Here is a 12,344-nt window from a genome sequence, read left to right as displayed (position 1 = left end):
AAATCTAATGAAAAACAGGTCACGCTCATTTGTGTCTTAACATACGTCCTGTTGTTTAAGAAAAAAACTAAAATTGACACTATACTAATAAAAAAGACTTTTTATTGCCCATGGTTATTTCGCTCAGGAGAGAATATGGAAATAAAAACCTTTCAATTCCTCAGGAATAAAGGATGGAACTTGGAAGAGTTTCCCGATCTAGACTCAGAGAACACCTTAGTGCTTATTTTTGCAGCACCAGAGTTCATTGATTTTCAAGAACCGATTATTCAATTAGCGAATTTTTATTGCAAATCAAAAGTCATAGGTTGCTCCACCACAGGCGAAATTTATGGTGATGATCTTTTTGACCACAGCATTACTGTTGCTGTTGTCAAATTTACCAAAACAGCATTAAAAATTGCAAAAGCAAAGGTAAATCACAGTAAAGACTCAGAAAATACGGGTAAATTAATAGCTGAACAATTAAAAGCTGATGATCTACACAGCATCTTTATCTTGTCTGATGGACTTAATGTAAATGGTTCTGAATTAGTAGAAGGATTGAATACAGCAAATGGGACTCATAAACTCATTATTACCGGTGGATTAGCAGGTGATGGCAGTGATTTCAAAAAAACATGGACCATTTTAAATGATAAAATTCTTGATCATTATGTTGTAGCCGTAGGTTTTTATGGTTCCGATGTTCATGTTGGACACGCCTCTAAGGGAGGATGGGATATTTTTGGTCCTGTTCGCCGAGTTACGCGTTCAGAAGCTAATGTCTTATATGAGTTAGATTATCAACCTGCTTTGCAACTTTATAAGGAATATTTAGGTGAAAAGGCTTCTGGACTGCCCTCTTCAGGGTTGCTTTATCCTTTAGCAATCAATAATCCTGAGGCCCATAATGACACCCAATTGGTTCGTACAATCCTTGCCATTGATGAGAAAGAACAATCCTTAGTATTTGCAGGAGATATTCCGACAGGATGGCATGCACAATTAATGAGGGCCAATTTTGACCGATTAATCGATAGCGCTAATGAAGCAGGTCTTCTAGCAAATAAACTAATGCTCAACGACAACTTAAAAGAATTAGGTCCTGTTTTAGCGATTGACATCAGCTGTGTAGGAAGACGACTGCTTTTAGGGGAACGAACAGAAGAAGAAATCGAATCAACGATGTCCGCTTTACCTCAAGGTTCGACTCAGATTGGCTTTTATTCATATGGGGAATTATCACCTTTTTCTGTTGGAAATTGCGAATTACATAACCAAACGATGACGATTACAACGATTTACGAAACATAATTATTAAAATAAGAATGATATGGAAATTCATAAATTATTAAAGAGACAACTAGAACACTCAAAAATCGCTCAGGATAAAAGACCAGAAACTGATGAGCAGTGGGAGACTTTTATTCAACGCGTCAATAATACCTATCTGGAAGCAGAGCAGGAACGCTATTTGCACGAACGCTCTATAAAAATATCGTCCCGAGAAATGATGAGTTTGAATGAGAAACTCGAATATGCCCAACATATTGCTGGTTTAGGCTATTGGTCTTATGATGGCATCCTCGACCGAGCAATCTGGTCCAATGAATTATTCAATCTATTCCATTTAAATCCTAGCCATAAGGCTCCTTCACTATATGAGTTTATCAATTTAATTCATGAGCAAGATCGATTTGAATTAGAACAAAAAGTAAAGCGTGCTCTTGAGGATAAAATAGATTATGAATGTGAGTTACGCGTCAGAAACCCTGATGGAAATTACCATTGGTATCGGATAATTTGTCAATGTCAGAAAGGAGAAAAACAACTTGCTGGAATCGTTATCGATATTCATAAAAGTAAAATTTCTGAAGAGAAAATTAAAGAATTAAATCTGCAAATATCATCCACTGCCCGTCGGGCTGGGATGGCGGAAGTAGCAACCACGATTTTGCATAATATTGGCAATATTTTGAATAGTTCCAATGTTTCAATTGCTCTTTTAAAAAACAGCTTGAATCTGGATTATCATCAAAAATTATTGAAAATTATTGAGATGATGGAGCGACATCAACTCGATCTGAAAGATTTTTTATCCCATGATCCCAAAGGTAAGATCATTCCGCAATACTTGCTAGCTCTTTCCAAAATTATCATAGAAGAAAATGAGAAAAATAATATTGAAGTAGATAATTTACAGAATGATTTACGACATATTAGTCAAATAGTAGATACTCAAAAATCGATCAGCGGCTTATCGAGTATAAATGAACAAGTCTACCTTCCTGAATTACTCGAAACAGCAGTCAACATTACGATGAGCTCCTCAAAAAATGCGAACATCCAGATTATTAAAGAATTTAAACCTGCGCCTTTAATTACTGTTGATAAGTCGAAGCTACTGCAAATATTGGTCAACCTTGTTCAAAATGCCAAAGACTCCCTTTTAGAAAATACTTCTTCTCCGATTAAAGAGATCAAATTAACGATTCAAAAAACAGAAAAAAAATTAATGCAACTCATTGTCGAAGATAATGGGGTTGGCATTAATCCGGAAAATTTGCAACGCATCTTTGCTTTTGGTTTTACAACAAAAATAAATGGTCATGGTTTTGGCTTACACAGCTCTGCGTTATCAGCTCGAGAAATGGGTGGTTCGCTTTTAGCCGAAAGCAAAGGAGAAGGATATGGAGCTCGATTTACATTGACCTTACCTATTTTCCACAGCTCCTATAGACAGGGAGGCCCTGATGAGTGATATCCCATTACAAATTATGATTATTGATGATAACCCATCGATACATCAGGATTTTATTAAAGTTTTAACTGCATCAAATACGAAGTCGGAATTGAATCATTTAGACAAACAATTATTTGATGATGAGCCCTCTTTACCTGGTCGTGGTAATCCTGAAATTGAATGCTTTTTACCTAAATTTATTTTTACATCAGCGTGCCAAGGCCAAGAAGCAATTAACAAAATTCAGGAGGATTTAAAACAAGGCATACACTATGCTTTGGCCTTTGTGGATATAAGAATGCCACCTGGATGGGATGGTATTGAAACCATTAAGCACATGTGGAAAATTGATCCGGATATTCAAGTAGTCATTTGTACTGCATACTCTGACTACAGCTGGGAAGAAACCGTAAAAGAATTAGGAATGGGAGATAATTATCTCATTCTGAAAAAACCTTTCGATGTGGTAGCAGTAAGACAACTTGCCTGTGCACTAACGAGAAAATGGATTTTGGCCAATGATTCCAAACATCATAAGAAAATACTGGAACAGACTGTTGAGGAGCGCACAGAATCATTGCAACAGTCATTGTCGCTCTTAAGATCTACCTTTGAATCATCTGCTGATGGAATCTTAGTTGTCGACTTGAATAACAAAGTTATTGATTGTAATTCGAAATTTGTGTCGATGTGGAATATCCCCCACTCCATGTTAGAGACTGATAATGGAAATATTATTCTGTATTATATGCTCAACCAGCTCATTAACCCGAGAGAATATTTAGCTGATATTAATCGTCTCCGGAAAAATATTGATGAAATCACTCGAGATATTGTGACTTTTAAGAATGGTAAAATATTGGAATGCTATACGCTTCCTCACCGTTTGAATGAAAATACCATCGGTCGAGTTTGGAGTTTTCGTGACATCACGGAACAGGCAAATCTTGAAAAACAACTTAAATATCAAGCCTCGCATGATCCATTAACCCAATTACCTAACCGAGCTTTGTTAATCGACAAAATACAAGCTGGTATTGACTATGCAAAAAAGCATGGACAACAATTCGCGCTTTTGTATTTTGATTTGGATCGATTTAAATTAGTCAATGACAGTTTGTCACATGAAGTGGGTGATCAATTACTACGCTTGGTTTCACAACGCTGGTCTTCTTTAATCGGCAAAGAGGATATTGTTGCTCGAATTGGGGGGGATGAATTTGTCATGACTCGTCAGATAGCTAAAAACGAGGATATTCGAGTAGTTGCCAATAAAATTTTAGACTCCATGCGGGAGCCATTCACAATCGAAAATCGAGATTTAGTTATTACTGCTGCTATAGGAATAAGTATCTATCCTCAAGATGGAGAGATGCCGGCTGAATTGTTAAAAAACTCTGATTTAGCAATGTATCAAGCAAAAGAGCGTGGAGGAAATCAGTATTCGTTTTACTCCTCTCAATTGCATGAGTATATTGATAAATGTTTTAAGCTCGAGTCTGATTTACGCCAAGCCATTAAAAATAAAGAGTTTTTTTTATTATATCAGCCACAATTCAGTCTTGATAATAAAGAAAATATATTAGCCGTTGAAGCTTTAATTCGTTGGAAACATCCAGAAAAGGGATTGTTATTACCTTTAGATTTCATACCCTTTGCCGAGGAAACTGGTTTAATTATACCTATAGGTGAATGGATTATCAGTGAGGTTTGTCAACAAATAAAGTCTTGGCATAAAAAAGGATTACCTTACATTCAAGTTGCTGTAAATATAACTACTCGCCAGTTACAACAACCTAATTTTATTTATGTTGTAGAAAAAATTTTAAAAGAACATCTGCTTGATCCTCACTATTTAGAATTTGAAATTTCTGAAAACGTGATCATAACACATAGAGATATTGTGCAGACACTGAATCAACTGAAGCAACTAGGTATCCAAATCGCTTTAGATGATTTTGGAACAGGAAATTCCAGTATCAATTATCTCAAACAACTTCACATTGATTCCCTAAAAATCGATCAGTCTTTTATCCAAAATATATCCTCTTCACGTAGTGATGAAGTAATCATTGAAGCCATCATTTCTATGGCTCGTAGCTTTAATTTTAAAGTGATTGCCGAAGGAGTAGAAAGCAAAAAGCAACTGGATTTTTTAAAGCAACAGCATTGTGATGAAGTGCAAGGATTTTTTTTCAGTAAGCCCTTAACATCGCGCGGGATTGAAAAGTTTTTAAAACATCGTCTTTAATCATTAAGTAAAATTCCTAGCTCGGGTAAGGTATTTTCGGTGGCATCTGAATTTAATTTCGCCACTCGCCCCTCCCCACTTTAGGGGAGGGTTAGATCATCCATTCTTCATGAAAAATAAGAACCCACCTCCGGTCTGATTTTTTTCAAGTGATTTAAGGGCGAATGTTCTGGCATTGCCATTTTATCGACTGGGAGATAAAAAGTTTGTTCTAACAAGTGCTGGCCACTTAATGCCGCATGCGATACATGATCAGTAAAAACAATCCAGGTACTTTTAGCAGGAAAATCGATTTGCACCTTTTCTACATTTGCCTGATAAGCATCATCCAACTTCATCGTATCATGTAAATGCAACATGTAATGGTCATATGGTGAACGCAAAGTTTTTGTTGCTTTTACCAGTTTCAGCATTTTTGCTTTCATTTTATTGTAAGGAGTGATCCTCGGCGCAAAACGATGGAGAACATTAGCAAATGGCTCACCCACATTCCATACTCGAGGTACGTTATGGGGATTAACATTGCAAAACACACGCAAAATTCTCAACCCATGGACAGGACTTGCTGAAAATGAATCAACATGCAAACGCGTATCATCTTTTCGTTTTGAAGAAATACGCCCATGAATTTGTGCCGGTCTAAAACTGGTCCTTCCCCATTGCAAATGAGGCACATAAGAAGGTAGCGTCTTTTGAATTAATTGATGTGCAAATTCCGCATAACCGTGCATCATCGCTCTAAGTTTAGTATCCAAACTACCCATTTCCTTGTTATACGCATTCAACTTTTTATTACGAATGTCATAACTGACATTTTTACGACTACCATCCAGAATATGTTCTGATAATAAGGCAGGGTCTACAGGAGAGAAACAGTATTCTGGGAAAAATAAAACTTTCCCTTCCTCCAATTGATTCATACTGTTTTGCTGATCAATTTGCTCTATATTTTGTGTGAATAAATAAGAATTCATTCTTTTATCCTAAATAATCTGTCGAACTAGGCTGTATTAAATTTTTTAGTAAAAATTTAACGCGACATCGCATATAATCCCAAAATCCAATTTTTACTTTTCTGGATCATACCATGTCACTTTGCCCTTGTGGATCACAAAATACATATGAGTTGTGCTGCGGTTTATATTTAGATAAAAACCAATTGCCTGAAACCCCGGAACAATTGATGCGATCACGTTATACTGCATACACTATGGGTAAAATTGAGTACATTAAACATACCATGAAGGGCAAAGCCTTAATTGGTTTTAATGAACTGGAAGCCGAACAATGGGCTAAAAGCGTGACCTGGATCAATTTAGAAGTCATCAAAGCAAGCATGTCAGGTCCAGATAAAGGATTTGTCGAATTTGCAGCGCGTTTTTCAGAAAACGACCAAGTGAAAATTATCCACGAGTCAAGTGAGTTCCATAAAGAAAATGGCCGCTGGTTCTATGTCAGCGGAATTCATAAACACGGTTTAAATAAGATCAGGAAACCCCAAGTCGCCCGTAACGCCTCCTGCCCTTGTGGCAGTGGTAAAAAATTTAAAAATTGTCATGGAAAATCGAGTTAAACTATGAATGGTCACTTAATGCTTAATATTTTTATCTTTCTTGCTGCCGCTAGCATTATGGTTCCTATTGCCAGCCGTTTTAAGCTGGGGTCTGTCCTGGGTTATCTGATAGTGGGAATTCTTATTGGCCCTTTTGGATTGAAATTGATTGGAAATTCACAACAAATCATGAATTTTGGTGAGTTTGGGGTGATCATGATGTTATTTCTCATCGGGTTAGAATTAGAACCTGCCATGTTATGGAAACTTCGCAAACTCATTATAGGTTTAGGTAATTTACAAGTACTTTTAACGACGTGTGTTTTAATTGCCGTTGGATTAATGCTTGGTCTTAACTGGAAGGCGACTGTAACAGTTAGTATGGCTTTGTCGCTTTCATCAACAGCTCTAGTATTACAAATGCTTCAAGAAAAAAACCTTTTGAAAACAGCAGAGGGTGAAACTTCTTTTGCAGTACTGTTATTTCAAGATATCGCAGTAATCCCTATATTAATCATCATTCCATTACTCGCACAGCATGAGAGCATTCAAATAAATCCTCATGAAGTTTCATTCATGATGCATCTTCCCAGAGGGTTACACGCCATTCTAGTTGCTGCAATCATAGGGGCAGTTATTTTAGTGGGTCACTATTTATCCAGACACTTGTTCTTAATTATCGCCAAAACCAATTTACGTGAGGTATTCACCGCTTTTTCTCTTGCTTTGGTCGTTGGCGTCACCTTACTAATGGAATCTATAGGTGTATCCCCTGCTTTAGGTGCATTCATTGCTGGGGTTGTATTAGCAAACTCCCAATACAAACATGCAGTGGATGCAGACATTCAGCCCTTCAAAGGACTCCTACTTGGCTTGTTTTTCATCTCAGTGGGTATGGGGATGAATTTCTCCCTTTTTTCTCAAAAAACGATGATGATTGTGGGGGCTGTGTTTACTTTAATTATCATCAAAGCGATTATTTTATATTTTTTGGGGAATCTCTTTGATTTAACAAAACTTCAAAGCATGGGTTTTGCTTTTGCCTTATCCCAAGGAAGCGAATTTGCCTTCGTACTTTTTGAATATGCCGGGTCTACAAAAGTAATTAGTCAGGAAATTGAAGCCTTTTTTACCCTTGTTGTTGCATTATCCATGCTCGCCACTCCCTTTTTAATGCTGCTCTATCATCGGTTTGTTATACCGAAATTTATGAGTGTTATACCCGAGAGAGAGTATGACTCCTTCAATGAACAAAATGGAATTATTCTTGCCGGTTATGGGCGTTTCGGTCAAATTATTGGACGCTTACTCAACGGGGAAAACATCACAATTACCGTATTGGAAAAAAATCCAGAACAAATCGAGCTTCTCAGAAAATTTGGTTACATTGGTTATTTTGGAGATGCCAGTCGTTTGGATATGTTAAAAAGTGCTGGGGCTGAACATGCCAAACTGCTTATAGTCGCTGTAGGAAATGTCGATGCGAATCTAAAAATTGTGAGGCTCGCCAAACAACACTTCCCCCACTTAAAAATTTTTGCTCGAGCACGTAATCGTCGCCATGCCTATGAACTGCATCGACTGGGTGTGAATTATTTCATTCGCGAATTATTTGATTCCTCTTTATCTATGACTAAAGAAGTAATGAAGTTTCTAGGATACTCCCATGAGGACATTCAAAAAAAAGCATCAGCATTTAGAAAACATGATGAAACATCACTAATCCAATCCTTTGATTTCTTTGAAAAAGAAAGTGATTTAATCAATTTTTCACGTCAAGCAAAAGGAGAATTGGAGCGTATTCTTCAATCAAGTTAAACGCTTCGTCATCCCGAGCGTAGCGCGGGATGACAAGGATTTCTAGTCCGCGTCACCCAGATTAAAAAATGATAATCACGGAGTATTAACCACACATGATCAACCTTCAGCACATTTCTTTTGACACCTTTCTTAGGGAATATTGGCAAAAAAAACCTTTAGTGATTCGCAATGCTTTGCCAAGTTTTGTAGCCCCATTATCTCCCGATGAGCTGGCTGGACTTGCTCTTGAAGAGGATATTGAAAGTCGTCTAGTCTTTGAAACACCCAATGAAAAACCTTATTGGCACTTAAAACGAGGGCCATTTTCCGAAAATGATTTTAGTAGCCTGCCCCCAACCCATTGGACTTTGCTCGTTCAAGGGGTTGATAGACTAATTCCAGAGGTTTATGCCCTGCTGGATCATTTTGATTTCATTCCACAATGGAGAATTGATGACATCATGATTAGTTATGCAGTGCTCCATGGCAGTGTTGGTCCTCATTACGATAATTATGATGTTTTTTTATACCAAGCCCAAGGACGGCGTGAATGGTCACTTACGACTAAGGGCTGTAATAATGAAAATTACATTCAAGATCTCGAACTTCGTATCATGAACCAATTTGCGGTAGAAGAACGTTTAATTCTTGAAGAAGGAGATATGTTATATCTTCCACCCCATGTAGGCCATTATGGTATTTCACTTTCCGAAGAATGCATGACGTATTCTTTTGGTTATCGGAGTTATGAAGGACAAGAGTTGTTAGATAGTCTTGGTGAATATTTAGCTGAAAAAGAATCATTCAAAGCACTATATCAAGATCCTGACTGGTCAACGTCACACAATTCCTCTGAGATTATTCGTCCAGCTTGGCAAAGTGCACAAAAACTACTACAGCAATTAATTAGCGACGAAAAAACAATCAAATCATGGTTTGGATGTTTTGCAACAAGGCTAGATCAACAAGCAGAACGTCAATTACCTTTACCTTTAGAAGATAATGAAGCCGTTGATTTATCGAGTTTTATTAAAGAATTAAAAGCCGGGGCAAATCTTACCAGAGACGCATCATGTCGTTTTGCTTATCAGACTCTAGACGAACAATCTGAATATCAACTTTATATTAATGGCTGTGAATGGGACACCGCCGGAGTTTCTCAAGATTTGATAAGCTATATTGCCAATAATCGCTACTTATCTCATCAAGCTCTCGTTACTTATTTGAATACTACACAAAATCAAATATTTATTTATAATTTATGGAAATTGCAATGGCTATATATTGAAGAAAACTAGAGCCAGTTTGCAAGTTGCTCTAGGATTTAATTGGACAGTCTTTTATTAAGAATAAAAAAGGTAAGACTTGAATATAAATTGGTTAAATTCAAAAACGTAGAGTATAGTTAATATACATACCATAATAAGGACAGGTAATGAAAAAAATAATACTGGCTGTAATACTGGTGTGCTCAACTGCCTTGCTAGGCAATTGTTCTAATGGTTCATGTTGCGGAACTTGTGCTAGTGATTGTGGGGGCTGTGGTGGATGTAATGGAAGTTGGTATTAAAAATACTCAGTAACCACGGCATGCCTACGTCCTACGGCTTATGCGCAGGACGTAGGCGAAATTCAGGTCCTTACAGGATGCTTGGTTTCTCCTGCTGTAATCCTGAAACCAATATGGGACTCTTTATCCAGCATTTTCACTACGAATGAGGCGAATTTTTAATTGATCAAAGTTAATTTTATGGCTGAATAAAGTAATTAACGCGCCAGTTAATACCAATGCAATACCTACGGTCCCCCACAGATTTAACTCTTCCCCTAGAAGTAAGACGCCAAAAATTACCACAAACACTGGTTCCAGAACGGATAAAATAGAGGCTTTTTCTGAGCTGATGTATTTTAAGCTGTATAACAACAATACTATGGGAATTACAGTTGCAATAACAGAAATTCCAATTAAATGATACCAAACATCCATAGTAGACGGGATTGCAAACGAATGACTAAAAAGGGAAACAACCAAACTCGTTGTCATACAACCCAAGCAAACCATAAAGGTAGACATATTGGGAGAAAGTTCATTTTTTTCACTGCCTATCACATAGCATGCATAAAAAAATGCGGAAGCAATACCGAGTAAAATTCCCCATAAGTTAAAAGATAATGCATCTAAATCCACCATAAGTGCCATACCAATTAAAATAACGGCAATAGCCAAATAATAAACTTTGGGAATAGATTGATTATAAAAGAAATAATTCAGCAACATAATCAGTACTGGATAGGTAAAAAAGATAACCATTGCCAATCCAGAACCTATGTAATAAGAGGCTAAAAAGTAAAGCCAGGTTGAAATACCATAGAAAAAAACACCTGTGAAAAAAGCTATAAACATGTTTTTATAAGAATCATTGGTTTTTTTTATTTTGGGAAGCATGAACACTAAAATAATCATACTTGAAATAAGAAAGCGCCAAAACAACATCGTGCTTGCGGACAAATTGCCATTAATCGCGCTTAAGCCAAAATACCCAATAAAACCATAAAGAAATCCAGATAAAATAGCATAGAGAGAACCGCGATATTCTTGATTTATCATAATGATAATACTGCCTGAAAACTGACTTAAATAAAAAAGAAGCTTGGGATATTGACCCAGCCTAAAGTATGGATGTAAAAATTCCACCTACATAAAAAATGTAAAAAATAGTGTATCATTTTTTCCATATAATATCATATTGAAAACAAAAAATACATACTGTATCATTTGCATACTTTTTTATTGAGATTTTAACTATGCTTCGTTTTTTGCTCTTTATCTCTTGTTTCTTTGTGGTAATTACCGATGTTTATGCTGATTCTCCTTCATGCAGTGAGCATCAATGTGTTGCCGTTGTTGATGCTGGGAGCACGGGATCAAGACTTCATGTGTTTGCCTATGATCTTGATGAAACGAACACTCCCACTCATATTAATGAAATATGGTCTAAGAAGGTCAAACCCGGATTTGCGATGCTTGAAGCAAATCAAAATACCATAGATGCGTACTTAACAACACTGTTCTCAGGCGCCCCTACACAACACATACCTGTTTATTTTTATGCAACAGCGGGAATGCGTCTTGTACCACAAACCAAACAAAAAATTTATTATCAAGAAGTACAAAAGTGGTTTGGTCAGAAATCTGAATGGCAATTGATGGACGCGAAAACAATTACTGGACTTGATGAAGCATTATATGACTGGCTTGCAGTGAATTATCATATAGGGGCCCTCACGTCATCAGGCCAATCTGTAGGAGTTATGGATATTGGTGGCGCGTCAGTGCAAATCGTTTTCCCAATTCAAAAAAATGCGGATAACAAAGGCCCACAAGTTGAATTGGATTTGTACGGTCAACATATCAATTTATCCGTTCACAGTTTTCTGGGACTTGGCCAAAACGAAATGACCCACCAACTTCTGGATACTACTTCGTGCTTCTCTGAGGGTTATCCTCTTCCAGATGGGAACTCTGGACAAGGTGATGCGATGATTTGTGAACAAGAGGTATCACCATTAATTAAAATGCATAAAGTTAAAAATGAAGTCCAACCTATTCTTTCTGCCAGCCATATTAACTCGTGGTATGCCATTGGCGGTTTTCCCAATCTTGTAGAAAGTAAACCATTTCAGTTCCATGGCAATCAATTAGCGATTCAAGATTTACTGCAACAAGCAAATAATCTAATTTGTCATCAGCAATGGGAAAGTCTTAGCAGTCAATTCCCCAATAATGAATACATTGAATCCTATTGCCTGTTACCCGCTTTTTATTATGCTTTAATGGTAGAAGGCTATGGCTTAACAGCGAACCAGAAAGTGAATTATGTCCCTTCAGCACAAAACCTGGATTGGACTCTCGGTGTAGTGTTGCATCATTAATTTCCTATTGTAACCTGGGCGAAAGCGCAACAATCCCTGTCCTTAAGTAAAGATATCCTCTCTCCCTTTGTGTAGAGGGGTTC

The 12,344-nt window shown here is 37.0% G+C and carries 10 protein-coding genes; 8 read left to right on the top strand and 2 right to left on the bottom strand.

Annotated elements, in window-relative coordinates; genetic code table 11:
• Nucleotides 1–135 precede the first annotated feature (135 nt).
• The 3 genes from ACF8MK_RS12370 to ACF8MK_RS12360 are packed head-to-tail and all read left to right on the top strand — an operon-like array spanning nucleotide 136 to nucleotide 4,976.
• Entirely contained in the window at nucleotides 136–1,296 is a 1,161-nt protein-coding gene (locus tag ACF8MK_RS12370; protein ID WP_392536919.1) for an FIST signal transduction protein, read from the top strand.
• 19 nt (nucleotides 1,297–1,315) lie between these two features.
• On the top strand, nucleotides 1,316–2,743 hold the full coding sequence (locus ACF8MK_RS12365) for an ATP-binding protein (protein ID WP_392536918.1): 1,428 nt from the start codon (nucleotides 1,316–1,318) through the stop codon (nucleotides 2,741–2,743).
• A complete protein-coding gene (locus tag ACF8MK_RS12360) occupies nucleotides 2,736–4,976 on the top strand; it encodes an EAL domain-containing protein (RefSeq protein WP_392536917.1) in 2,241 nt (746 codons plus the stop codon). Before ACF8MK_RS12365 ends, ACF8MK_RS12360 begins: the two co-directional genes overlap by 8 nt.
• Before the next feature lie 107 nt (nucleotides 4,977–5,083).
• On the opposite strand, the gene ACF8MK_RS12355 is transcribed toward ACF8MK_RS12360, so the two are convergent.
• On the bottom strand, nucleotides 5,084–5,950 hold the full coding sequence (locus ACF8MK_RS12355; protein WP_392536916.1) for a Kdo hydroxylase family protein: 867 nt from the start codon (nucleotides 5,948–5,950) through the stop codon (nucleotides 5,084–5,086).
• A 113-nt stretch (nucleotides 5,951–6,063) separates the two neighbouring features.
• Between ACF8MK_RS12355 and ACF8MK_RS12350 the strand changes: the two genes are divergently transcribed.
• From ACF8MK_RS12350 to ACF8MK_RS12335, 4 genes are all read left to right on the top strand, one after another.
• Nucleotides 6,064–6,549, top strand: coding sequence for a YchJ family protein (locus ACF8MK_RS12350; protein ID WP_392536915.1), 486 nt, complete (start codon nucleotides 6,064–6,066; stop codon nucleotides 6,547–6,549).
• 3 nt (nucleotides 6,550–6,552) lie between these two features.
• Nucleotides 6,553–8,346: a monovalent cation:proton antiporter-2 (CPA2) family protein gene (locus tag ACF8MK_RS12345; protein WP_392536914.1), complete on the top strand. Its 1,794-nt coding sequence runs from the start codon at nucleotides 6,553–6,555 to the stop codon at nucleotides 8,344–8,346.
• 95 nt (nucleotides 8,347–8,441) lie between these two features.
• Nucleotides 8,442–9,626 carry a JmjC domain-containing protein gene (locus ACF8MK_RS12340; protein ID WP_392536913.1) on the top strand — a complete coding sequence of 395 codons (1,185 nt, stop codon included), beginning with the start codon at nucleotides 8,442–8,444 and terminating at the stop codon, nucleotides 9,624–9,626.
• Between the two features lie 137 nt (nucleotides 9,627–9,763).
• On the top strand, nucleotides 9,764–9,898 hold the full coding sequence (locus tag ACF8MK_RS12335) for a hypothetical protein (protein ID WP_265704372.1): 135 nt from the start codon (nucleotides 9,764–9,766) through the stop codon (nucleotides 9,896–9,898).
• 123 nt (nucleotides 9,899–10,021) lie between these two features.
• Here the strand turns inward: ACF8MK_RS12335 and ACF8MK_RS12330 are convergent, their stop codons facing one another.
• The gene (locus tag ACF8MK_RS12330; protein WP_392536912.1) at nucleotides 10,022–10,936 is read right to left on the bottom strand and encodes a DMT family transporter; all 915 of its coding nucleotides are present in this window, start codon (nucleotides 10,934–10,936) and stop codon (nucleotides 10,022–10,024) included.
• 197 nt (nucleotides 10,937–11,133) lie between these two features.
• On the opposite strand from ACF8MK_RS12330, the gene ACF8MK_RS12325 reads away from it, so the two are divergent.
• Entirely contained in the window at nucleotides 11,134–12,261 is a 1,128-nt protein-coding gene (locus tag ACF8MK_RS12325; RefSeq protein ID WP_392536911.1) for a multidrug DMT transporter permease, read from the top strand.
• The last annotated feature ends 83 nt before the right edge of the window (nucleotides 12,262–12,344 follow it).

This window comes from Legionella sp. 227, from assembly GCF_043161935.1.
In the GTDB taxonomy this organism is placed as follows: Bacteria; Pseudomonadota; Gammaproteobacteria; order Legionellales; family Legionellaceae; genus Legionella; species Legionella sheltonii.
This window is presented reverse-complemented; position numbering and strand designations above follow the sequence as displayed.